The 24,800-nt window shown below is 42.6% G+C and carries 21 protein-coding genes and 1 riboswitch; of the genes, 16 read left to right on the top strand and 5 right to left on the bottom strand.

The features are described 5' to 3' along the window. Window positions 1-86: 86 nt before the first annotated feature. From ACTJKG_RS02510 to ACTJKG_RS02500, 3 genes are all read right to left on the bottom strand, one after another. The gene (locus ACTJKG_RS02510; protein ID WP_172334427.1) at window positions 87-854 is read right to left on the bottom strand and encodes an exodeoxyribonuclease III; all 768 of its coding nucleotides are present in this window, start codon (window positions 852-854) and stop codon (window positions 87-89) included. Between the two features lie 112 nt (window positions 855-966). Continuing rightward, window positions 967-1,653 (bottom strand): peptidylprolyl isomerase, encoded by a 687-nt coding sequence (locus tag ACTJKG_RS02505; RefSeq protein ID WP_172334428.1) that lies wholly within the window; start codon window positions 1,651-1,653, stop codon window positions 967-969. A gap of 82 nt (window positions 1,654-1,735) precedes the next feature. Further along, complete coding sequence (locus tag ACTJKG_RS02500) at window positions 1,736-2,083, bottom strand: hypothetical protein (protein ID WP_166092174.1); 348 nt, start codon at window positions 2,081-2,083, stop codon at window positions 1,736-1,738. 302 nt (window positions 2,084-2,385) lie between these two features. Here ACTJKG_RS02500 and ACTJKG_RS02495 point away from each other — a divergent pair, with 302 nt between their 5' ends. The 15 genes from ACTJKG_RS02495 (at window position 2,386) to ACTJKG_RS02425 (ending at window position 21,769) form a co-directional block, all read left to right on the top strand. Next, entirely contained in the window at window positions 2,386-2,721 is a 336-nt protein-coding gene (locus ACTJKG_RS02495) for a DUF2946 family protein (RefSeq protein WP_440738264.1), read from the top strand. A 70-nt stretch (window positions 2,722-2,791) separates the two neighbouring features. Then, entirely contained in the window at window positions 2,792-5,308 is a 2,517-nt protein-coding gene (locus ACTJKG_RS02490; RefSeq protein ID WP_172334430.1) for a TonB-dependent receptor, read from the top strand. A gap of 429 nt (window positions 5,309-5,737) precedes the next feature. Then, window positions 5,738-6,718: an alpha/beta fold hydrolase gene (locus ACTJKG_RS02485; RefSeq protein WP_440738263.1), complete on the top strand. Its 981-nt coding sequence runs from the start codon at window positions 5,738-5,740 to the stop codon at window positions 6,716-6,718. Between the two features lie 161 nt (window positions 6,719-6,879). Then, window positions 6,880-7,296 carry a tRNA (adenosine(37)-N6)-threonylcarbamoyltransferase complex ATPase subunit type 1 TsaE gene (gene tsaE, locus ACTJKG_RS02480; protein WP_440738262.1) on the top strand — a complete coding sequence of 139 codons (417 nt, stop codon included), beginning with the start codon at window positions 6,880-6,882 and terminating at the stop codon, window positions 7,294-7,296. 308 nt (window positions 7,297-7,604) lie between these two features. Beyond that, window positions 7,605-8,834, top strand: coding sequence for an alanine dehydrogenase (locus tag ACTJKG_RS02475; RefSeq protein ID WP_172335802.1), 1,230 nt, complete (start codon window positions 7,605-7,607; stop codon window positions 8,832-8,834). A 10-nt stretch (window positions 8,835-8,844) separates the two neighbouring features. Next, window positions 8,845-9,525 (top strand): M15 family metallopeptidase, encoded by a 681-nt coding sequence (locus ACTJKG_RS02470; protein ID WP_440738261.1) that lies wholly within the window; start codon window positions 8,845-8,847, stop codon window positions 9,523-9,525. A gap of 210 nt (window positions 9,526-9,735) precedes the next feature. After that, the gene (locus tag ACTJKG_RS02465; protein ID WP_172335804.1) at window positions 9,736-10,719 is read left to right on the top strand and encodes a YihY/virulence factor BrkB family protein; all 984 of its coding nucleotides are present in this window, start codon (window positions 9,736-9,738) and stop codon (window positions 10,717-10,719) included. A 995-nt stretch (window positions 10,720-11,714) separates the two neighbouring features. Further along, window positions 11,715-12,446, top strand: a complete 732-nt coding sequence (locus ACTJKG_RS02460) for a Bax inhibitor-1/YccA family protein (protein WP_172335805.1) — start codon at window positions 11,715-11,717, stop codon at window positions 12,444-12,446. Window positions 12,447-12,864: 418 nt separating this feature from the next. Further along, window positions 12,865-12,975, top strand: a riboswitch (SAM riboswitch). 162 nt (window positions 12,976-13,137) lie between these two features. Then, window positions 13,138-16,827 carry a methionine synthase gene (gene metH / locus ACTJKG_RS02455; protein WP_440738260.1) on the top strand — a complete coding sequence of 1,230 codons (3,690 nt, stop codon included), beginning with the start codon at window positions 13,138-13,140 and terminating at the stop codon, window positions 16,825-16,827. Between the two features lie 203 nt (window positions 16,828-17,030). Next, window positions 17,031-17,987: a methylenetetrahydrofolate reductase [NAD(P)H] gene (metF, locus tag ACTJKG_RS02450; protein WP_172335807.1), complete on the top strand. Its 957-nt coding sequence runs from the start codon at window positions 17,031-17,033 to the stop codon at window positions 17,985-17,987. A gap of 86 nt (window positions 17,988-18,073) precedes the next feature. Continuing rightward, window positions 18,074-18,631, top strand: a complete 558-nt coding sequence (locus ACTJKG_RS02445; protein ID WP_172335808.1) for a hypothetical protein — start codon at window positions 18,074-18,076, stop codon at window positions 18,629-18,631. Window positions 18,632-19,027: 396 nt separating this feature from the next. Further along, complete coding sequence (locus tag ACTJKG_RS02440) at window positions 19,028-19,543, top strand: hypothetical protein (protein ID WP_172335809.1); 516 nt, start codon at window positions 19,028-19,030, stop codon at window positions 19,541-19,543. Between the two features lie 40 nt (window positions 19,544-19,583). Next, window positions 19,584-20,219: a hypothetical protein gene (locus tag ACTJKG_RS02435; protein ID WP_172335810.1), complete on the top strand. Its 636-nt coding sequence runs from the start codon at window positions 19,584-19,586 to the stop codon at window positions 20,217-20,219. Beyond that, complete coding sequence (locus ACTJKG_RS02430) at window positions 20,195-20,977, top strand: sensor histidine kinase (protein WP_440738259.1); 783 nt, start codon at window positions 20,195-20,197, stop codon at window positions 20,975-20,977. The genes ACTJKG_RS02435 and ACTJKG_RS02430 overlap by 25 nt, the downstream gene beginning before the upstream one ends. A gap of 138 nt (window positions 20,978-21,115) precedes the next feature. Further along, window positions 21,116-21,769, top strand: a complete 654-nt coding sequence (locus ACTJKG_RS02425) for a response regulator transcription factor (protein WP_172335812.1) — start codon at window positions 21,116-21,118, stop codon at window positions 21,767-21,769. Window positions 21,770-21,779: 10 nt separating this feature from the next. On the opposite strand, the gene ACTJKG_RS02420 is transcribed toward ACTJKG_RS02425, so the two are convergent. Beyond that, window positions 21,780-22,676: an AraC family transcriptional regulator gene (locus ACTJKG_RS02420; protein ID WP_172335813.1), complete on the bottom strand. Its 897-nt coding sequence runs from the start codon at window positions 22,674-22,676 to the stop codon at window positions 21,780-21,782. Between the two features lie 126 nt (window positions 22,677-22,802). On the opposite strand from ACTJKG_RS02420, the gene ACTJKG_RS02415 reads away from it, so the two are divergent. Then, the gene (locus ACTJKG_RS02415) at window positions 22,803-23,624 is read left to right on the top strand and encodes a phytanoyl-CoA dioxygenase family protein (protein WP_172335814.1); all 822 of its coding nucleotides are present in this window, start codon (window positions 22,803-22,805) and stop codon (window positions 23,622-23,624) included. Window positions 23,625-23,803: 179 nt separating this feature from the next. On the opposite strand, the gene ACTJKG_RS02410 is transcribed toward ACTJKG_RS02415, so the two are convergent. Next, the gene (locus ACTJKG_RS02410; RefSeq protein WP_172335815.1) at window positions 23,804-24,796 is read right to left on the bottom strand and encodes an L-histidine N(alpha)-methyltransferase; all 993 of its coding nucleotides are present in this window, start codon (window positions 24,794-24,796) and stop codon (window positions 23,804-23,806) included. Window positions 24,797-24,800 lie beyond the last annotated feature (4 nt).

Raw genomic sequence — 24,800 nt, 5'->3', positions numbered from 1 at the left:
ATAAGCTTTCCCTGTATAGTTAGGGATTGCCACGCTGCGCTCGCAATGACGTATAGATTGATCACTCCCCTTCAGGAGCCCGGGGCCTAAAACTCCAGCTCCAGCAGCACCGGGCAATGATCTGAGTGCTTAGCCTCGGGTAAAATGGCGGCGCGTTTAATGTTGGCTTCCAGTTCGGTACTGACCATGGCATAATCAATACGCCAGCCTAAGTTTTTACCTCTTGCCCCTGCTCTGAAACTCCACCAGGTATAGTTATGTGGTTCTTTGTTGAGATGACGGAAGGTGTCGATAAATCCCCCTTCAATAAATTTCTCCATCCATTCACGTTCTTCGGGCAAAAAGCCGGAAGAGTTGGCATTTGATTTAGGGTTGTGAATATCAATAGGACGGTGACAGATATTATAATCGCCGCATATCACCAGCTTGGGGTACTGGCTTTTAAGCAGGGTAAGGTATCTGCCAAACTCATCTAAAAAGCGGTATTTAAACACCTGGCGCTCATCGCCGCTGGAACCCGAAGGGAAGTAAACGCTCATGACAGATACTTCATCAAAATCAACACGGATGCAACGGCCCTCGCGGTCAAAATCGGGGATGCCGCAACCGTATTCAATATGTTTAGGTGTTTGTTTACTAAAGATGGCGGTACCGCTATAGCCCTTTTTCTCGGCCGGGAACCAGTAATGTTTGTAGCCCAGCTGATCAACCAGGCCAAGATCGGTCAGTACATCAGGTGTAGCCTTAATTTCTTGCAGGCAAACCACATCGGCATCAGTAGCCTGTAACCATGCCAGCCAGTTTTTGTTGATAGCCGAGCGGATACCATTAACGTTATAGGTAATTATTTTCATTTCGGATTTGGGATGTTCGATTTCGGAATTAGGATGCCAAAATACGATATTTTAGTTTTTACTTGATTCACCAGTAATTAAAAATCCGAAATCGAACATCCGAATTCCGATATCAGCGCAGGATTTTATCCAATTGGTTGCATTCCTTTTTGCTGAGTACTTCCACAGTCATGGGTACATCAGTTAGCGGCCGGTCACATTCATCTTTTTTTACGGCGGCGATACGGTCTACCATATCAAGGCCCGAAACTACTTCGCCATAAACGGTATAATTTTGGTCGAGGTGTGGTACGCCGCCCACAGATTTATACCATTCCCTTTGCCATGCCGGTATTTTGCGTCCCTTCAGGCGGGTTTTTTCTAATGTATCCAGCCGGCCATCGGTAAACCGTTTACCCTCGGTGATATAAAACTGGCACCCGCTCGACGCTTTTTTTGGATTTTCGTCACGTGCCGCTGCCAGTACACCACGCTTGTGGAAAAGACTGTCCCTGAATTCGGCAGGTACGGTATAACCCACGTCGCCATCACCCAGCTCCAACCCTGGTATCGCCTTTTTAGAGTCGGGGTCGCCACCCTGGATCATAAAATTTTGTATCACCCTATGAAATAAAGTGCCGTTGTAAAAACCTTTTTTAGCCAGTTTTATAAAATTATCGCGGTGCAGGGGCGTTTCGTTATACAGGCGGATGATACAATCGCCATAGCTGGTTTTGATGCGCACGTATTGGTTTTTGGGTGGCCCGGCAAATGCAGCGACACTTAATAAAAGCAAACTTAGGGTAAGGAGTTTTTTCATATATCGTTAAGTTGGTTAGCGCTCGCAATGACGTTATCTTTTTACGTTTTTACGCTCTTTGCAGTGAAGCCGCAAAAGGCGGTTAATTCCCTTCCAGTTCCTCAAAATAATTAATCATCAACGATTTGAGGATCATTTCCTGTTCCAACAGGGTATAGTTGGGTATTACTTTAACTCTTTTCCAATGCGGCCAGCCATCCTGATCCAAACCTTCCAGCTCATAAAAACCCAGCATGCTAAAAAGGCGGCAATTGGCAATATGCATCAACTCTTCCTTTTGGCGTTTGCTGAATTTGCGTGGCCCCTGGCCAAGTTCCTGCACGCCAATTAAAAACAGCATCACTTTCAGATCGGGTTTTTCGTTATCAAAATCCTGGGCAATACGTTGCTGCAGCGCATCCCATTTCACATTAATTTCGGCAGGTGTCATGCCGGCAAAGATAAGCGATAAAATTGTTCATAGTTGAAAGAGTAGTTTATAGTTGATGGTTCATGGATAATAGTAAAAGAGTAATGTCAAATAGTACGCATAAGTTTAGAAGATAAAAGAGCCATAACCTCTTACTATGAACTATTATCCATGAACTATGAACTTTTTCCCACATCCATGAACCATCAAGCATGAACAATAAATGATATAGTGTGCGATTATCATTAATGTTACAATGTTGCATTATTTTTAACATTTTATTAACTACTTTTGCATCATCTTTGTAAAAAGGTATTTTAAGGGTGAAAAAAAATAAATTACATATCCTATACTCCTGGCTATTACTCATTTGCTTTATAGCGGGTCAATATGTTGTTTATACTCACCAACACCTGCTTGCCAAAACAACCGGGACAGAATACGCCACTCATCATCACCATCAGCAACCGCAACAACAAACTCTTAAGGAAAAATGTTACCTGTGCGATGCCATGCATCATCAGGCCGCAGTTATTGATCAGGCATTTTATTTAATACCCCAGGTAGCTACATTGCATTTTTTTAAAGCCAGCGACTATGGTTTTGTAAGCATAGGCCTTGTGCTGGCTGCCGGACGTGCCCCCCCTGCACTTTCATAATATTAGTTTTTTTCTTGCAAAATAGCGCCACCATTGGTGTGGTATTTATTGATCCCCAAATTTTTTTATTATGAAATTAAAGCTAATTAGTAGCTTATTATTGCTTTTTATAGGTTTTTCTGCTTTTGCTAATGCCCATACAGTTACTACAAAAAAAGCAGCTGTTGAAGAGGCTGTAGGCACTTTAACCGGTACAGTTACCGATAAAACCGATGGCAAACCCGTTATTGGTGCTACCGTAAGCATCCCCGACTTACACACCGGCGCCATTACCGATGTAAATGGTAAATATGTGTTAAACCATGTGCCCCGCGGTGTTTACCTGGTACAGGTAAGTTACCTGGGTTATGCTACTTTTAATCAAAAGGTTGATCTTTCCAAAACATCGGTGTTTGATGTGAAGCTGCAAGCCTCGTCATTAGAAGCCGGTGAAGTTGTAGTAACAGGCGTAAGTAAGGCTACCGAAATAAAACGCAGCCCTGTGCCTATGGTAGCCGTTGGCAAAACCTACCTGGAACAGCGTGCTGCTTCTGGTAATATTATCGATCAGATTGCTAATTTGCCGGGTGTAAGCGCGGTTACAACCGGTCCAAACATATCCAAGCCGTTTATACATGGTTTGGGCTATAACCGGGTAATTACTTTACAGGATGGCATTCGCCAGGAAGGCCAGCAATGGGGCGATGAGCATGGTATTGAAGTTGATCAAAACTCGATTGACCGTGTGGAGATCATCAAAGGCCCGGCCAGCTTAACTTATGGGTCTGACGCTATTGGCGGTGTGGTTAACCTGATTACGCCCGCCCCGGTTCCCGAAGGTAAAATATTAGGTTCGGTGCAAGGTATTTATGGCACCAACCAGGGTTTACTCAACGGATCGTTCAGGTTACAGGGTAATCAGAACGGCCTGGTTTGGGGAACGGTAATATCGGCTAAAGAAGCCAAAAATTACCAGAACCAGCAAGATGGCCGGGTATACGCCACCGGTTATCAGGAAAAAGACGCCCGTGTAATGGTGGGCCTCAATAAATCATGGGGTTACTCTTATTTTCATGCTTCTGTTTTTGATGATAAACAGGATATCCCGGATGGCAGCCGCGATTCGCTTACCCGTCAATTCACCAAGCAAATAAGTGAAGATGGCGCTACTGCTATCGTTCCGGAATCTGAACTAAACACCTACCGCATCCCGACCCTACATCAACGCGTTCAGCTTTACCGCATCTATAACAACAGTAACTTTATTTTAGGCAATGGCAACCTGCTGGTTAACCTGGGCTACCAGCTTAGCCACAGGCGTGAGTATACCCACCCTGAGTATGGTGATATCCCAGGCTTAAACCTGCACCTGCATACTTACACCTATGATATTAAATACAACTTTAACATTGGTAATGATTATGAAACCACATTTGGTGTAAATGGTCAGTATGGTAAAAATACTATTGATGGCGCCACCGATTTCCCTATCCCAGCGTACCATCAATTTGATATCGGACCTTTCTTTGTGATCAAGAAAAGCTTTGGCAAACTGGATCTGTCTGCCGGCGCCCGTTTTGACTCACGCTCCTTCACGGGTAATGCTGCTTATGTGGATACTATTGGTGGCCCGCATGGCTTTCCGCAATTATATACCGGGCCAAACCCTGCCACCGCGCCAAATGTGGCATCACAGTTTGATGCGCTTAGCAAAACCTTTACAGGCTTTTCAGGAAGCTTTGGAGCAACCTACAATGTATCTGATCAGTTTTTGGTTAAGGCTAATCTTGCCCGCGGTTTCAGGGCGCCAAGTATTGCCGAACTATCCGCCAATGGCCCCGACCCTGGCTCGCAGATCTATCACGTAGGCGACAAGAATTTTAAACCGGAGTTCAGTTTTCAACAGGATATCGGCGCGTTTTTAACATTGCCAAATATCTCGGCCAGTGTGGAGTTGTTTAACAATGAAATTTCCAACTACATATTCCAGCAACAGGAGCTAAATCCCGATGGCAGCCCGGTGATCACCCAAGGCTATAACACTTTTACCTATGTACAAAGCAAAGCCCGTATATACGGTGGCGAAGTTAATGTTGACTTACACCCACTGCCTTGGTTGCACTTTGAAAACTCGCTGAGCTTAACTTACGGCGAAAACAAAGGAAATGGCGGTCCGGTAGCCGATAGCTTAAAATATCTGCCATTCATACCACCATTGCATACCCACTCAGAATTGCGCGGCAATTTTAACGGTGGCTTCGGCGACTTTAAAAACCTGTACGTTTTTGTTGGCTTTGACCATTACAGCGCCCAAAACCGTTTCTTTGCCGCTTACGGTACCGAAACAGCAACAGCAGGTTACAATCTGTTAAGCGCAGGGTTTGGTGGCAACATTGTTAACAAGGCCGGTCAGCCGGTGCTTAAATTGTTTATTGAAGGTACCAACCTGGCTAATGTAAATTACCAGTCAAACATGAGCAGGCTTAAATATTTTGGCAATCCTACCGCTCCCGATGGTATCAATCATGGTATTTTTAATATGGGCCGTAATATCAGCTTTAAGGTGGTTGTTCCGTTTGGTTTCAACACCGGTAAAAAATCATCATAAGTTAATTTATCCCTAATTAATGAAAAGGTCCTGCTGGTAAAGCGGGGCCTTTTTTGTTGAGAGTCGACTCACCCCGACATCGCTGTGCTCGTCACCCCTCTCTCCGCGAAGCGGAGGGAGGGGATTTTATACTTTTATTTTCTCTACCCTCTTTCCGCCGCAGGCGAAGAGAGGGCGGTCCAGCGAAGCGTAGACCGGTGAGTCGATATGCGCCTTGCCTTTTACATCATAATTTTTCGTCCCCTAAGGGTCTCCTGAAAGGGATCTTGGGGCTGCTTGTTAACTAAGTTTTATTTGCTTTTTTCTTTCTACCCAAGGAATAGCCCTTAGCGGCAATTGAGCGCTCCGCAACAACGCTTCCCACACTCATAATGACTTTTTCCTGACCCAGTCCTTTAAACATTTATAACCCTCGCCCGTATTAACATCATGCGTTTAAAAATCATACTGCTATTCACTATACTTACCCTGTCCGCCGCTGTATATGCACAGTCGGATACCCTTTCCATCACGCTCGAAAATGTAAAATATCCCTACCCGGTAAGTTTTATGCCTATCAAGGTAGAAGGGCAGGATATCCGGATGGCCTACATGGATGTGAAACCGGCCAATGCTAATGGCAAAACCGTGGTATTGTTTCACGGTAAAAACTTCGGTGGTTATTACTGGACAAACGTGATCCAGGCCCTTACCGCCAAAGGCTATCGCGTCATAGTGCCCGATCAAATCGGCTTCGGCAAATCGTCAAAAGCTATTATTCATTACAGTTTTCACCAGCTGGCCTGTTTTAATAAAAACCTGCTCGATACTTTGGGTGTGCAGAAAGTGGCCATCCTGGGCCACTCCATGGGTGGTATGCTGGCCACCCGCTTTACACTCATGTATCCCGACCGGGTGGAAAAATTATTGCTGGAAGACCCAATAGGTCTGGAAGATTACCGAACCTTTGTACCCTACCAAAGCGCCGAAGATGATTACAAAACGGAGTTGAAAACCACATTTGAATCGGTAAAAAAATATTACCAGACATCGTACTTTACCAGCTGGAAACCGGAGTATGATTACCTGGTGAAAATAGGCTCGGGCGTAAGCAAAAGCGCCGACTTTCCGCGATATGCTAAAGTTGCCGCGCTTACTTTTGAAATGATTTACGAGCAGCCGGTTTGCTATGAGTTTGGGTTGATCAAAGTACCCACCGTATTGTTTACCGGTAAAGAAGACAAAACCATTGTAGGCAAAGGCCTGTTAACCGATGCCGAAAAAGCAAAACACGGGCAATATAAAATACTGGGCCCCGAAACAGCTAAAAAGATTCCCGGCTGTAAGCTCATTGAATTTGATAACTGCGGCCATATACCACACATTGAAGTGCCCGAAAAGTTTTTAAAGGCGCTGGATGATAATATTTAGTAAGTGGTGATTTATAAGGTCAAAGTATTTAGGTATTTTTGGAGAAGAAAACCCCCTTTTGTCATGCTGAACGTAGTGAAGCATCTATTATACAATAGGCAATGAGAAGAATAGATCCTTCGTTCCTCAGGATGACAAACATTTTAAAATAGTCAATTAGCGTGTTAATAACTGTACAATCACTGGCAGAACTGCCTGCCGCCGCCGAAGCCATCATAGCCCATGCGGGCAATAACCGGATATTTCTTTTTTATGGTGATATGGGAGCCGGCAAAACCACATTGATCAAAAGCCTGTGCAGTTTTTTAGGCACTGAAGATACGGTCACCAGCCCAACGTTTGCTATTGTGAACGAATATCAAAGACCGGAAGATAAAATTTACCATTTTGATTTTTACCGGCTTAAAGATCAAACAGAAGCGCTGGATATGGGTTATGAAGAATACTTTTATGCCGGTGCTTACTGCTTTATTGAATGGCCCGAAAAGATACCCGATCTGCTGCCAGATCATTATACCCGCATCAGTATAAAAGCCGTAAATAATGGTTTGCGAGAGGTTAATATGGAAAATGTATGAGCGAATGTGTAGATGTGCAAATAACTAAAACGATCGTCATTGCGAGCGATAGCGTGGCAATCCCAAACTATACAGAGCGACTCTGTAAATCGGGGATTATTAATGTGTTATTGTTTTTATCGGGATTAATGAGCTCCTTTCAGTCGGTTGTCCACGTCGTTCCTCCTCGCAATGACGTTTTTTTTCGTTTTTTAGAAAACTTCTGCGATATGAAAAATCACTAATTCAATAAATCAGTAATTCAATAATTAATCCAAATCAGTAATTCAATAATTATTTTTATCTTCATCAGCCACAATTAAAACATCATGAGTTCAGGGATATACAGTGGGTTTTCTGACGTTGCCAAACAGGCAATGATGCAGCCTCAGGAGTCGATGCTGGAGGTTAAGAGCAAAAAGAACAAGTTATACATCGGCATTCCAAAAGAGGTATCTTTCCAGGAAAACCGTATTCCCTTAACCCCGCTTTCGGTTGCTTTATTGGTTAATAACGGGCACGATGTTATTTTAGAAAGCAATGCCGGGCAGGCAGCCAATTTTTCTGATAAAGATTACAGCGAACAGGGTGCGCGTATTGTTTATGATACCAAATCTGTTTATCATGATGCCGATATCATCATTAAAATAGCTCCGCCGGTAATGGCCGAAATTGAGCTCATGAAGCCCGGACAAATACTGATATCGGCCTTGCAGCTGGCTACCCTGAAGGCTGAGTGCCTGCATGCCATGATGGCCAAAAAAATCACGGCGCTGAGCTTTGAACATCTGCGCGATGAGGGCAATACCCTGAGCGTGGTACGCGCCATGAGCGAAATTGTAGGCGCCACATCTATATTGATAGCGGCCGAGTATTTGAGTAATGTATTTGACGGCAAAGGCCTGATGCTGGGCGGTATTACCGGCGTACCCCCTACCGAAATTGTGATACTGGGTGCTGGCACCGTTGGCGAATATGCTGCCCGTACAGCTATATCTCTGGGTGCCGAGGTGAAAGTTTTTGATCCATCGATATATAAACTGCGCCGCCTGCAAAATAACATTGGCAGCCGGGTTTTTACTTCGGTAGTGCAGCCTATCGTGCTCGAAAAAGCCATTACCACCTGTGATGTAGCCATTGGCGCCATGCGGGCGGAAGACGGGCGCAGTCCGTGTATTATTTCTGAAGCTACGGTAAGCCGCATGAAGCGCGACTCGGTGATCATTGATGTGAGTATCGATCAGGGCGGTTGTTTCGAAACCTCCGAGGTTACCAACCACACCCATCCAGTGTTCCGTAAGCACGATGTTATCCATTATTGTGTACCCAATATAGCCTCGCGAGTGGCCCGTACCGCCACTTACGCCCTTACCAATATATTCGCGCCCATACTGCTGGATATCGGTGACCAGGGCGGTATTAAAAACGTGATATGGCAAAAATCGGGCGTGCGTAACGCAGTATATATTTATCATGGGCACCTCACCAATAAACATATTGGCGAGCGTTTTACTATCCCTTGTAAAGATCTGGATCTGCTTATCGTATCGCACCGGTAAACCCTATCCTATGCATCGTTTTATCATAGTACTGATTTTTGTTTTAACCGGTATAAGTGCCAGTGCGCAGCATTATAAGTACATTGATAGCACCAAAATAAGCGGCCCTGCGTGGTACAAAAAACAAGTAAAAACCAATCCCGATAAACAGCTGGTCGAGATTAGGCGGTACATCCCGCAGATAGCGCTGGACATCCGTTACGCTACCACCAATAATTTTATGCACAGGCGTATGTATCAGCAGGCAAAAGCCTATGCTCGCCTGCCTGTGGTAAAAGCATTACAACTGGTAGAAACCGATCTGCAAACCCGTGGCCTCGGTCTTAAAATTTATGATGCTTATCGCCCCTATTCGGTTACGGTTAAATTTTATGAGATGACCCCGGACACCAATTTTGTGGCCAACCCGCGCAGGGGATCCAAACATAACAGGGGTTGTGCTGTGGATTTGAGTTTGATTGACCTGAAAACAGGAAAGGAGCTGGATATGCCTACCCCGTTTGACAGCTTTAGCAAAAAGGCCGCGGCCAATTATCCCACCCTCAGCAAAAAACAGCTGGAGAATCGCGAATTATTAAAAACAATAATGCAGGCCCATGGCTTTACCGTATTGAAAACGGAGTGGTGGCATTATGATTTTAACGGCTGGGCCGGTTATGAATTGTTGGATGTTCCGTTTTCGGGACTATAGGATTTTGGGGGTAAGGATTTATGAAGCAAGAACTTTTGGATTTTTGGAACAAAGAGCCGGAATAGGAAAAGATTTTCCCTGTCCTTATTCCTTGCTCTCCAAATCCTTGTTCCAAAGTTCCCAAATCTAAAAGTCTCCAAATCTCAAAGTCCCAAAGAAGGCATTAAAATTGCTACGCTTTGGTTCGATGCATCAATTAAATAGGCGCAAATGAAACTTTTTGGTAAAGAACGTTTAAAACGATTGTGGAAAATACTGGTAGCTACTTTTAGTGGCTTCATCAACGATAATGGCTTAAAACTAAGCGCGTCATTGGCTTATTACACCATTTTTTCCATCGCGCCCCTGCTCTTTTTGCTTATCGCAGTAGTTGGTTTAATTCCTATTGCCAAAACAGATACACTATATCAGCAAATAGGTACCTATGTTGGTGCCGATGCAGCCAACCAGATTCACAGTACGGTAGCCAGCCTTAAATTAAACGGGAAGAGTGGCTTTGGTTTTGCTATAGGTATTGTTACCTTATTGGTAGGTGCAAGCAGCATATTTGTAGAGATACAAGACTCGCTAAACATCATCTGGAGAGTAAAGGCAAAGCCCAAAAGCGGCTGGATCAAACTGCTCCGGAACCGTTTTGTGTCATTTTCATTGATCATTAGTTTAGGTTTTTTGCTGCTGGCATCGTTGCTGGTTAATTTTATTATAGACGCTGTAGGATCCAAAATAGAGGAGCTTTTGCCTGCCTTAAAGTTTACTAAATTATTGGTACAAGGTATTAACCTGGGCGTAACGTTAATGGTGATCTCCATTTTGTTTGGCATCATATTTAAGTTTTTGCCCGATGTGAAGATCAAATGGAAGGATGTGCGTAGCGGCGCGTTTTTTACAGCCTTGCTGTTTATGCTGGGGCAGTATCTCATCGGTTTGTATATTCAATATACGGCGCAGGGATCGGTATATGGCGCTGCGGGCTCGCTCATCGTTATCCTGGTGTGGATCTATTATACATCGGCCATACTATACATCGGCGCGGAGTTTACCCAGGTTTATGCCGAAGCCAGCGGCAGCCATATTGAGCCAGCGGAGTACGCCGTACATGTACAGCAAACCGAGGTAGAGCGGCACGTAAAAGAACTACCCGCCCAAAACCCGGAGCTGCTGAAGAAAAGTAAAGAGCTGGAAAACAAGGGGTAAAAAGGATGGCAATGGCCTGTTGACTCAATGATATTTTTCATGGCCTTTTACTTATGTAACATATGGCAAATATGACCATGGCGAACACTGCTACTATAGCAATGATCAAAGTTGTTTTTTCTGTCATTGTTTTATGGTTTTGACGTGATTGGTTAATATTCCTGAAGGCGATAAACAAGCCGATCAGCGCAGTTGTCAGTCCTATTATTGCTGTAGATAAATCTATAATTGTCTTCATACCGATATATTATGTTTTGGCGGGTTTTATCAAAAGTCAAATAATTCCAATGTCGTTTATAGCCGGATGATAGCTGGTTGAAAGCTTTGCTCGCAGCATAAAAACATTGTGGGTTACATCTATAAGATAAATTATTATGTTTTCGTCTTAAAATGATGAGTCCAAAAGGGCTAAAAACGATCGTTTTATGACTTAAATGGCCTGTTAATTGGTAGTATGTTGAAGTTTTTATTTCTGATATACAGCTTTTTAGATTTTTTTTAAAAAAAATCAGGATTATTTGAAAACGAGGGAATATTTATAAGAAATGCATAACCCAGCCGTGTCTTCTTCCCCGTCAGCAGATAGGCCTTTTTAATTATTGAATTACTGAGTTATTGAATTATTGATTAAAACAACCTTTTCCTTCCCCGTCAGCAGATAAGCTTCGGGCGAAAGCGGGCAGAACAATGGTGGACTGTGCGGTTGCTGGGGCATAGCTAGTTTTTGCTGAAGCGCAGGGAAACGAGCGAATGAAATAGGGCAAAATAATTGCAGCCCGTGGTTCTGCCTTGTTTGCCGGGCAAAAGCCCTGAGCGCAAAGAAGCCTATCTGCTGAAAGCCCTTTGGTTACTTTGTGGCTACAAAGTAAAGGCCCTCCCGCGGCCAAGAGCGGGTATACGCCAGTCAATCATATGCTATCACCCTACCCAAACCCCTTCACACGATATTCACATTTTATTCGTAAATTCGTATATTAATTTATTTTAATAAAAAAATGGAAACTAAAGATCCTGAATACGTTTATAAAAACGTAATACAATTAAACGAAACGGATGCATCACGTAAATTCATAGCCAATGTGTTTTTATGGATGTTTGTGGCATTGGGCCTTTCGGCAGTCTGTGCATTCTTATTTTCTCAGAATCAGGCCCTGCTTAATATGCTTATCGATCCTGTCACTGGTCGTAATACAGGTTTAGGTACTATTACGATGTTTGCACCGCTTGCATTCGTGTTAATCATCTCTTTTGGCTTTAACCGGTTATCCTACGGGGTTTTAGCGTTCTTGTTTATTGCTTTTTCGGCAATAATGGGTATTAGCTTAAGCTATATACTGTTGGTTTTTACGGCAGGCTCGGTTTTAGGTGTGTTTATCACTACATCGGTAGTATTTGGTGTAATGGCCATCGCCGGTTATACAACAAATACCGATTTGACCAAATATGGCCCAATCCTGATGATGGGACTGATTGGTATTATCGTAGCATCTTTATTGAATATGTTTATGCACAGCAGTGGCTTAGATTATATCATTAGCTACGTAGGTGTAGCTGTATTTGTAGGTTTAACCGCTTATGACGTACAGAAACTAAAACGTATTGGCGCAGGTTTGGAATACGGTGATGCATCGGCTTCAAAAATGGCATTGATGGGTGGCTTAACTTTATATCTGGATTTCATCAATCTTTTCCTGATGATCCTGCGCTTATTCGGCAGAAGAAGATAATAGCCAGAAAACATATTTTTATACAACAGCCCGGTTCTTTGCAAAAAGAACCGGGCTGTTTAGTTAAAGTCCAGATAAGCACAAAACCGACCGTTCGGTATTTCGCTCTTTTATGGTCAATCATTTAATACTTTTTAAACTTTCCAAAACGGGCAAAAATTTTGTTAAAAAGTGTTAAAACAGCGTTAAAACTTTGTTAAAGTGATCAAAAAACAAGCGTTTTTACTTCGTTTTTGATTAAAAAATGTTAAAATTTAAGGTTTAAAAAGTTTTCCCGGACACGTAATGGCGGGATTTTAGTAGCATAACTCCTCTATACCTCATGCTAAATATTCATGCAATTGTAAACACGTATAAAGTACACCATTGGAGGAGGTAAAACTATTGCATATTAAAGCTTTATTGTGCACCTTTGCATTGCTTATAGAGAAAGGCGGAGGGATTAGACCCTGCGATGTCTTAGCAACCTGTACCATACAAGGTGCTACATTCTACTCAACAATACACAACATGTTGGGAAAGATAAGCGAAAGTCAGTCATATACCCGACTTTTCGAGATAAGCTGTATTTTTTAGTATCAAGTAGCTAGTATCAGGTAGCAAGACAGTTTCTGCCTTTATTCCTGCTATACTACCATCAGGCGCCGGGTTTTCGGTCCTTGATACTTGATACTAGCTATTTGATACCAACATGGATATTAAAAAAGAACTAGAGAAACGCATACTGGTAATTGACGGGGCAATGGGTACCATGATACAACGGTACCAATTATCCGAGCAGGATTTTCGTGGGGAGCGTTTTAAAGATCACACGACCGATTTGCAGGGCAATAACGACCTGCTGAACATTACTCGCCCTGATATTATCAAGGCTATACATGCCGAATACCTGGATGCCGGCGCCGATATTATTGAAACGAATACCTTCAGCACACAAATAATTTCCCTGGCCGATTATAAGCTGGAGGAACTGGCATATGAGCTGAGCTATGAAGGTGCACGCCTGGCCCGAGAAGTTGCCGAAGAATATACCGCCAAAAATCCGGCTAAACCTCGTTTTGTGGCAGGTGCTGTTGGGCCAACCAACCGTACCGCATCGCTGTCCCCAGATGTAAATGATCCGGGATATCGCGCCGTAACATTTGATGACCTGGCCGAAGCTTATTATGACCAGGTACGTGGCCTGGTTGATGGCGGCAGCGATCTGTTGCTCGTTGAAACCATATTTGATACCCTGAACGCCAAGGCTGCTTTATTTGCTATCAACAGGTATGCAAATGAATCGGGTAAACATCTGCCTATTATGATCTCAGGTACTATTACCGATGCTTCGGGGCGTACCCTGTCGGGTCAAACTGTGGAGGCTTTCTGGAACTCGGTACGGCATGCTAACCTGCTTTCGGTAGGTTTAAACTGTGCTTTGGGTGCTAAAGAAATGCGGCCTCACCTGGCCGAGCTTTCCGAAAAAGCCGATGTATTTATATCAGCTTATCCTAACGCGGGTTTGCCTAACGAGTTTGGCCAATATGATGAAACCGCGCACGAAACCGCTCATCAGCTGGATGATTTTATAAAAGCGGGCCTGGTAAACATTGTGGGTGGATGTTGCGGTACTACACCTGAGCACATTAAATGTATTGCCGAAAAAGCCGCTAAATATTTGCCAAGGATAGTTCCTACGGTCGATCCGAACCTGCGCTTGAGCGGATTGGAAGCTGTTACCATCACCCCCGAAAGCATTTTTGTGAACGTGGGTGAGCGTACCAACATTACCGGATCGCCCAAATTCTCGAAACTGATCCTGGCCGAAGATTATGAAGCAGCCCTCGCTGTGGCTCTGCAGCAGGTAGAAGGCGGCGCCCAGGTGATCGATATCAATATGGATGAAGGTATGATCGATTCGGAAGCAGTGATGGTGAAGTTCCTGAACCTGGTAGCTTCTGAACCGGATATTGCCAAACTGCCCATCATGATCGACTCCTCAAAATGGACAGTCATTGAAGCGGGATTAAAATGCATCCAGGGCAAGGGCATCGTAAATTCCATCTCGCTGAAAGAAGGTGAAGAAAAGTTCAAAGAACATGCCCGTAAAATATTAAGCTATGGAGCTGCTACGGTAGTAATGGCTTTTGACGAAACCGGTCAGGCCGATTCGCTGCAGCGCCGTATCGAGATATGTAAACGTTCCTATGATATCCTGGTGAATGAAGTTGGTTTTCCTCCTCAGGACATCATATTCGATCCCAATATATTAACCGTAGCCACCGGTCTGGAAGAGCACAATAACTACGCCGTCGACTTTATTGAAGCTACCCGCTGGATAAAACAAAATCTGCCGTATGCCAAAGTAAGTGGTGGGGTAAGTAATATCTCCTTCTCGTTCAGGGGCAATAATGTAGTGCGCGAGGCGATGCACTCTGCATTTTTATACCATGCCATCCGTGCAGGTATGGATATGGGTATTGTAAATGCCGGTATGCTGGAAGTGTACCAGGAAATTGATAAGACCTTATTAGAGCTGGTTGAAGATGTGCTGCTGAACCGCCGTGAGGATGCCACTGAACGCCTGGTAGAATATGCCGATACCATCAAAAGTAAAGGCAAAGAGGTAGTGCGTGACGAAGAATGGCGCAAAGGTACTGTTCAGGAACGTCTTTCACATGCCTTGGTAAAAGGCATCATCGAATACCTGGATGATGATGTGGAAGAGGCCCGTTTGGCATACAGCAAACCGCTGGAAGTAATAGAAGGCCCGCTTATGGACGGGATGAACATCGTGGGCGACCTGTTTGGAGCCGGTAAAATGTTTTTGCCACAGGTAGTAAAATCGGCCCGGGTAATGAAAAAGGCGGTGGCCTATCTGCTGCCTTTTATCGAGCTCGAAAAACAAAGGGTTATTGCCGCCGGTGAAGATTCAAGCGGTAGCCGGGCCAATGCCGGTAAAATATTAATGGCTACCGTGAAAGGTGATGTGCATGATATTGGTAAAAATATAGTAGGTGTAGTTTTGGCCTGTAATAACTTCGAGATCATTGACCTGGGCGTGATGGTGCCTGCGCAAAAAATTATTGAAGAAGCCAAAGCTCAGAATGTGGACATTATTGGCTTGAGCGGACTGATCACTCCTTCGCTTGACGAAATGGTGCATTTTGCCAAGGAAATGGAGCGAAACGGCTTTACTATTCCGTTAATTGTTGGCGGCGCAACCACATCGCGCATCCATGCTGCCGTGAAGATCGACCCGAACTATTCCGGTCCGGTAATTCATGGAATCGACGCATCGCGAAGCGTGACGATGTGCAGTAATTTAATGAGTAAGGATAACCGCGATGCTTACATCCAAAGTATAAAAGACGAGTATGCTAAGGCCCGTGAAGCGCATCTGAACAAAAAATCAGACAAGCGTTTTGTGACTATAGATGATGCCCGTAAGTCAAAATTCCAGATCAGTCTGGATGGCGATGTGGCTATAAAACCAACGTTTACCGGCACCAAAGTATTTGAATCGTACCCACTGGAAGAGTTGGTGCCCTATATCGACTGGACACCGTTTTTCCATACCTGGGAACTCCGCGGCAGTTACCCCAAAATATTTGCCGATAAATTTATAGGCGATGAAGCTAAAAAGCTTTATGATGATGCACAGGAATTACTGAAAAGAATTGTGGATCAGAAACTGTTAAAAGCCTGTGGCGTGATAGGATTTTGGCCAGCCAATAGTGTGGGTGATGATATAGAATTATACACTGATGAAAGCCGAACGCAACTGTTAACCCGCATACATACCCTGCGGCAGCAAACCGAAAAAATGAAAGGTGACCCATATTATGCCCTGTCGGATTTTATTGCGCCGAAAGAAAGTGGAGTGCCCGATTACATGGGGGGCTTTGCTGTAACAACGGGTTTGGGCTGCGATGAACTGGTAGCAGAATTTGAGCGTGACCATGACGATTATAACAGCATTATGGCCAAAGCATTGGCCGATCGTTTGGCCGAAGCCTTTGCCGAAAAAATGCATGAGCTGGTGCGTAAAGAGCACTGGGGCTATTCAAAAGGCGAACAGTTAAGTAACGAAGACCTGATCAAGGAAGAATATCAAGGTATCCGCCCGGCGCCGGGCTATCCGGCCTGTCCGGATCATACCGAGAAAACCACCTTGTTTGATCTGCTCAAGGCTGAGGATAACGCCCACATGCATCTCACCGAAAGTTTGGCCATGATGCCGGCTGCATCGGTAAGCGGCTTCTACTTCGCGCATCCGCAGGCCAGGTATTTTGGCCTGGGTAAGATCAGTAAAGATCAGGTGGAGGATTATGCTACCCGTAAGAACATGGATCTCGAAACGGTTGAACGCTGGCTTAGTCCGAATATTAACTATTGAATTAAATAAAAACAAAACACACGTGTCATTGCGAAGAAATAAACACAAATAGACGTCATTGCGAGCGTAGCGTGGCAATCCCCAATAAGCAGAGTCGCTTTGTATAGTTAGGGATTGCCACGCTACGCTCGCAATGACGGAAGAATAAAAATCTCGCAATGACGGAATGATAAAAACGCAACCCGAGCCCCGCAACCCGAACCATGAAAATAACCGAACATATAGCTAATGCAGCAGGCAAAACACTTTTCTCTTTTGAGCTAATTCCACCACTAAAGGGACAAAGCATACAGGGCATATATAACGCTATTGATCCGTTAATGGAGTTTAAGCCGCCATTTATTGATGTGACCTCGCTGCGCGAGGACTATATTTATAAGCAGCACCCCAATGGTTTGTTGGAGAAATTAAGCTATCGCAAACGCCCCGGCACTATTGCCATCTGCGCGGCTATCATGAACCGGTATAAGGTAGATACCGTTCCGCATTTGCTTTGTGGTGGTTTTACCCGTGATGAAACGGAGAACGCCCTGATCGAGTTGGAGTTTTTGGGTATCGAGAATGTACTGGTATTGCGTGGCGATGCCCGCAGCAGCGATTCATCGTTTGTGCCTACACCCAACGGGCATGCTTATGCTACCGATCTGCTACAGCAGGTAGTGAACATGAACAATGGTGTTTATTTGCATGAAGATTATGATAATATCGCCAAAACCAATTTCTGTATTGGGGTGGCCGGTTATCCCGAAAAACATTTTGAAGCCCCAAACCTAAAAACAGACTTTAAATACCTGAAACAAAAGGTAGATATGGGTGCCAGCTTTATTGTTACCCAGATGTTTTTTGATAATCAGAAATATTTTGATTTTGTGAACAATTGCCGGGCCAACGGCATCACGGTACCTATTATACCAGGGTTGAAACCTATCACCACTTCAAAACAATTAACAGGTTTAGCCAAAACTTTTCATATTGATATGCCAGAGGATTTGTGTGATGCTATTCACGGATGTAAATCAGAAAAAGATGTAAAAGATATGGGGATTGAGTGGATGATAAACCAATGTAAAGAGCTGGTGAAATTTGGTGTGCCCGTATTGCATTTTTATACCATGAGCAACGCCGGGCCAACCAAACGCATAGCCGAGGCTATATTTTAGTAATTAGCTATTCTAAATGTTTTGGAGCTAAAATGCTGACTAAAAATTTATATTTTTAGTTTTATTATTCTCCATAACAGTTGCCTATGGATATTTTCAGCCATATCAAGTCTGCCATTGGTATTATACTGGGTTTGAGTATTACGCACCTGCTCCGGGGAGCTGCCAAGCAAATTCAGCATCCTGGGCGCAGTAAACCCTATTGGGTACATTCCCTATGGTCGTTTTACCTGTTTATCTTACTGCTCCATTTTTGGTGGTGGGAGTATAATCTGCACGATATTAAACACTGGCTTTTTGCCGAATACCTTTTTGTAATTATTTACATCGTAGTATACTATAGTGTTTGCGCTTTACTATATCCCGATGACCTGAATGATTATAAAGATTATGAAGATTATTTTTACTCCCGCCGAAAATGGATCTTCGGCATATTGGGTTTTAGCTATTTACTTGATATTATTGATACCCTGATCAAAGGCAACACCTACCTGCATCATTACGGCATTGAATACCCCATCCGTAACGTTACTCACTTTGTGCTGTGCATGGTGGCTATAAAAGTAAACAATCGGGCATTTCATGCCGTATTGGTGATTGTTTTTATTGTGTACGAGTTTTCCTATATATTACGATTGTTTTAAAATGTAAAAGGGCAGCGCATTAAGGCTTCGCCCTTATTTATAAGATCAGTTTATAGTTGTTATAAACCTAAATAATAAATTTAATGCCGGCAATATCTGCTTGTTAATTATTGTTAATAACTATTTGCGTCAATTATACAGACCTTTAGCATAAAGGCTTTATATGGCATAATAATAGCATTTTATGCGCCGCGTAATATTACAGTTTTTGATACGTAAAATTACGTGATCTTATACTTCCCTGGAATCAATTGAAGCTTGTTATTTGCTGTTTATGAGTTTATTACGTGATTGTTAATGCTGGGATAAGTTTTACGTCCCGGTTCGGATTTGTTGAATTAATTACTAATTAATGTTAGTTTTAACCACTAATCCCAAACCCTATTAATTAAAATCATGGAAACAACAACTACAACAACAGAAACACAACAGGCAAGAGGTGTTATCACTGGTAACGAAGGCGCCGTTATAAGCCTTGATAGTGCCGCGAGGTTTACTGCCAATCACAGGCACCGCAGCCCCAAAGGCGCAGCTATTTCCCAGCTTTTTGGACAGGTGATTGTCAACAAGATCCTTGCTCAGCCAGGTTGCTTGGCTATCCGTATTTATTACGCCAACAGGCAACAGCTAAGTGGTTTTCAAAAGTTTTTTGTAGCCATTGGTAACTTTTTTATCAAAACCATTGCCAATGCCGATGGCGATATGCGTTTTGTAATATCAGGTGTTACCGAAGATGGTGAAGATATGCTGCCTGGCGATATGAAAGGTGAGACCGTTATGTCTACGACATATTCAACCAATGTGAAGACATTTAAATTATTAGACTCTATGGACGATAACTCCTTAGGTGATGATTCATATCCTTGCCCAGGCTCAACGGGTTGTCCTAAAAACAAGCTAACAGGCGGTTGATTATTTAAAAACTTTGATAAATATTCTATAACCCTAAGGTATGGCTATCGATGTTACATTGGTCATTATTTCTACAATATCAGGTTTTTTCCCTGTAGTTACGGCTATTTATAATTATAGACATCTTGATAAAGTATTAAAAATAGCCGCAGCCTTTTTTCTTGTTGAATCGCTTTTTGATCCAATTATGTGGATCTTGCCTCATTGGTTCCATGTCAAGAACAACATGCCGTCTATTCATATTAATATTATAGTCACGGTTTCGTTTTTTACAGTTATCTATTATAAGCTTTTCACAAAGCCGGTTTTAAAAAAGATCACTATAACGCTTTCTGCAGTTACCTTAATTATAGCATTATATCATAGTTTGAATTTGCAGGAATATCCTTCTGTTTCAAAAACAGCTATGGGTATTTTACTTATCTTTTTATCATTGACTTATTTTTATCAGCTACTTAATCCTGAAAAATTTGTTGATATTGAAAAGCAAGGGCTTTTCTGGATAAATGCGGGGGTTCTGATATATTATGCTGTTAATATCTTTCTTTTCATGATATTTACACAAATACCGCTTGAAGATCGGCCCAATTATTATATCATTAACAGCATAACTAACATTATTTCCAATATATTATTTTCAGTAGGATTATTTTGCAAGCCACAGGAAACAACCTGATCCCGGTATTAATTATCGGGACTTTGGTGGTTGTTATATTAATTACTTGCCTGTTTTTCTTTGTGATCATTTACCAGCGTAAAATGCTGAAGAATCAGAAAGAATTACGTACGCTGCATGATCAGCGGCAAGGCGATTTGATGAACGCTGTTTTTGAAACACAAGAGAGCGAACGCAAGCGCCTTGCCGAAGATTTGCATGATAGTGTGGGGCAAGTTCTGTCGGCCATTAAGCTCAATATGCACCGGCTGGATAAAAACTGCATCAGCCAAAGCTCCCAGCCCCTGCTGGCTGATACCCGAAGACTAATTGACGAGAGTATCCAGGAAATACGCAACATTATCCACAACGTTTTACCCCCGGTGCTTACCGATTACGGTTTCCTGATAGCTTTGGAAGCTCTGGGTAATAAAGTAGAGCAGGCTACACGTATTAAAGTAAGGTTTGAAAAAAAAATAAGCGACCAGCGTTTTCCCCATGAAATTGAGCTGGCGCTATACCGCATAGCGCAGGAGCTTTTTGGCAATGCTATCAAGCACGCTGATGCTACTATTATTCATCTCTCGGTAAAACAGGAGGGTGATTTTATGGTGATGGAATTTAAAGATAACGGAGTGGGATTTAAATTGAATGAAGTAAAACAAGGGTTCGGTATTAAGAACCTGGAAAGCCGGGTACAACTCATCAACGGCGAAATTAATATTATAAGCAAGCCATCGGCGGGTACATTTACTACTATTAGATTAAAAATAGCATAATTCATTATCAAGTAGTTAGTATCAGGTATCACGACTTTGATCATAAGATGTGCTATATTTAACCGCGAATAATCACGATACTTGACACTGGCTACTTGATACTATTTACTATCTTTATAGCCAACTATTTGTTATACAATGAGTACGATAAAATTAGGCATTATTGATGATCATAAAATTTTCAGGAACGGATTAAAAGCAACGTTAGAAGATTGTGAAGATTTTGACCTGATATTAGAAGCATCAAATGGCAAAGAACTGATTGGGCTGTTAACCGATAGATCTCCGGATGTATTATTGATGGATATCAAGATGCCCGAGATGGATGGTATCCAAACCGCTGATTATGTGCACCAACACTATAAGCATATCAAGATACTGGCGCTATCGATGTTTAACGAAGACAAATATATCGTAGATATGATGAAGGCCGGGGCATCGGGTTATCTGCTTAAAAATGCCGAACCGGAGGAGATCATTGAAGCCATATCAACAGTATATCACAAGGGTTTTTACTTTAACGAACACTTATCCATAACGCTGATCAAGCAATTGGTTACCAATGAGCACGGCGATAGTATTCCAAACAACAAGGCCGATCTTAACGAACGTGAAATTGAGGTGCTGAAACTGGTTTGCCAGGAATACTCCAACCAGGAAATAGCTGATAAAATATTCCTGAGCGTACGAACCGTTGAAGGATACCGGGCGCGCTTATTTGAAAAAACCTGTTCAAAAAACCTGGTAGGCCTGGTTATATATGCTATTAAACGCGGTATAATCAGTGTATAACCCCCGGGTATTAAGCAGATAACTTTTTATCGTCATTAAGCAGGTTACGCATAAACCTTTTGCGGTAATTAAGTGGGCTCAGGTGCATTTTAGCCTTAAACATTTTGTAAAAGTGCGATACATCGCCAAAACCACTTTCAAAAGATATTTCTGATATGGGCTTGTCTGTTTGTACCAGTTGTTGTATAGCATAATTAAGTCTGTACTCAATTATGGTTTCCATAAATGTTTTACGGGTTACCTTTTTAAAGTACTTGCAAAAGGCGTTAGTGGTCATGTTAGCTATACTTGCCGCCGCATCTAATGAAACCTGTTTTCTGAAATTTTCAACCAGATAAGCTAATACCGGATTTATCCGCTCACGTTCTGCCAGGGAGCGCTCGGCTATCACCCGGTGCTGATCGAGCAGTATATAATCTTCGGATGATGCCATCCGTTGTAATATTTCCAGCAAGGATATCAATATCCGGAAATTGCTTTTTTCATCAGCCAATTTTAGCAAAAGCTCTTTTACTTCTTTTTGCGTGTCGGAGTGGAATAAAATACCGCAGCCACTTTTTTGAAAAAGTTTTTTAATGTGCTGCAGCTCAAATTTATTAAAAAACTCATCGCCCAAAAAAGCGTCGTTAAATTGTATTACTATGGCGCTGGCTTCCTCAATAGGTATTTCACTGGATTCCAATTTCCAGCAGTGCGGAAGATTGGGGCCAAGTAATACCAGGTCGCCAGAAACAAAATCTTCCATGTGGCTGCCCACATAGCGTTTGCCTGTGCCTTTAATAACACATGTCAATTCATATTCTTCATGAAAATGGTAAGGGGCATCAAATGCCAGTTTATCAAATTTCCGGACAAGGAATGATTGACTGTTTGCGGGCTGAAGGACTTCGTAAGAGGCTTTGATCATTGCATATTTTAACGTAAAGTAATGAATTTTATTGAGCGGTGGATAATATACGCCACTTTCCTGCCATTCATTTCATTTTTTTTTATATAAAGATAAGCTTCCTTTGAAAAAAAAGCTAATAAAATTATGATTAGTGCATCTACCTATCTGCCTGAGCTTGATAATTTTAAGAAATTACCTGCCGAAAGTATTCAAGAGTTTCGCGAAAAGGGACACACATTAATTAAAAACATTCTTTCAGAAGAAGAGATAAACGCCTATAGGCCTGTAATAGTAGGGGCCGCAGAAAGGTATAATACAGAAAAGCGCAAGCTGGAGGAAAGAGACACTTACGGGAAGGCTTTTTTACAGATCATGAACTTATGGCAGGCTGATGCTGATAGTAAAAAATTTGTTACCGCCCGGCGAATGGCAAAAATAGCTGCCGATTTAATGGGGGTTGACAGTGTGCGGCTATATCATGATCAGGCTTTGTTCAAAGAGCCCGGCGGAGGGCCTACTCCATGGCACCAGGATCAGTATTATTGGCCTATTGATACCCACAATACCATAACCATGTGGATGCCCCTGGTTGATATTGATGTAGATATGGGTATGTTAACTTTCGCGTCGGGATCATATGTTGACGGCGCGGTTTTTAACCATGAAATTTCTGACGAATCAGAATCGCTCTTTGATGATTATGTAAAACAAAAAGGGTTTGAGATCAGCAGAGCCAAAACTATGAAGGCGGGCGATGCCACCTGGCACCGAGGGTTTACTATTCATAACGCGCCGGGTAATAATTCAGATCGGATGCGCGAGATAATGACCATTATTTATGTGGCTGATGGTGCCCGGATAATCCCCTACAAAAATGAATGGCAAAAAAACGACCATCAAAAATGGCTCATGGGTAAACCTATAGGTGGATTGATCGACTCGGAGTTGAACCCGAAACTATTATAATATTTTTGTCTGAACCATGATTTTTGGGTTAACATGATGGTTTACACTTTTAATCCATTATTTGATGGAAATTGTATATAAATTATTGATTATCAATTATTTGAATATAATGTTAACCCTAAAAAGTGTAAACCATGTAAACCCGCTTTTGTAACAAAACAGACTGTCTGTTCAAAAAATTATGCGGCCATCCAGATAGCGTCAATAAACCATTTTTTGGTATCGAAAAATTGCCCTACCGGTACAAAGCCTGTATTGATAGCTATTTGATCGGCCTGCATAATGGTGAACTTTTGAGATATTTCCATGTAAATATACTCGTCTTTTAAAAACGCGATAGTTTCTTTGTCATTGATAGTTACCTGCTGGTCAACGGTGCTGATGAGATAGCTTTTGCAAGCACCTGTTTCCGGATCATAAGTTGGGTAATGCTCAAATTTAGAGATATCGAAATTGGAGTTTAGTTCGCGGTTAATACGCGCCAACAGATTAAGGTTAAACCGTTTGGTGATGCCTTCTTTGTCATTATAAGCGGCCAGCACAACTTTAGGGTCTTTTTTAAGATCCATGCCAATGAGGGCCATATCACCCGGCGATAAATGTTTGCGTAACTCCCTGCAAAATTCAATAGCATCATTTATAGGCATATTGCCAATGTTTGATCCCAGGAACAAAACCACCTTACGACGGGACGAAATAGAGGCCGCTTTGGTAAGCATTTGAAAATATTCGCCATTTAGGCCCGTGATTTGTAAACCGGGTAAAGTAACCGGGAGGGTCATATTCAAATAGCTTATTACATTTTCAGAAATATCAATAGGAAGGTAAGTGAAATCGGCTTTTTTCTCCAATAAATATTTAAGCAGATAACTTGATTTAGTGGCATCGCCGGCACCCAATTCAATCAGGTCAAAGGCATCACCATCGGCAACAATAGCATCTGCAATTTCGGCGGTTTTTTCAGAAAATATCTCCAGCTCACAGTCGGTTGGGTAATACTCCGGGCTGTTCATGAGCTCCTGAAAAAGCTTATCGCCATTGGCATCATAAAAGTATTTTGAGTTTAACCGTTTTGGTGTTGATTTTAATCCGGTTATCACATCATTGTAAAACAAGTCGGTTTTTGTTTGTGATGGGTCGTTCAAGTCCGTATGTGCTAAGGTTGAGTCCATATTG

Source organism: Mucilaginibacter sp. 22184, from assembly GCF_052045695.1.
GTDB lineage: Bacteria > Bacteroidota > Bacteroidia > Sphingobacteriales > Sphingobacteriaceae > Mucilaginibacter.
This window is presented reverse-complemented; position numbering and strand designations above follow the sequence as displayed.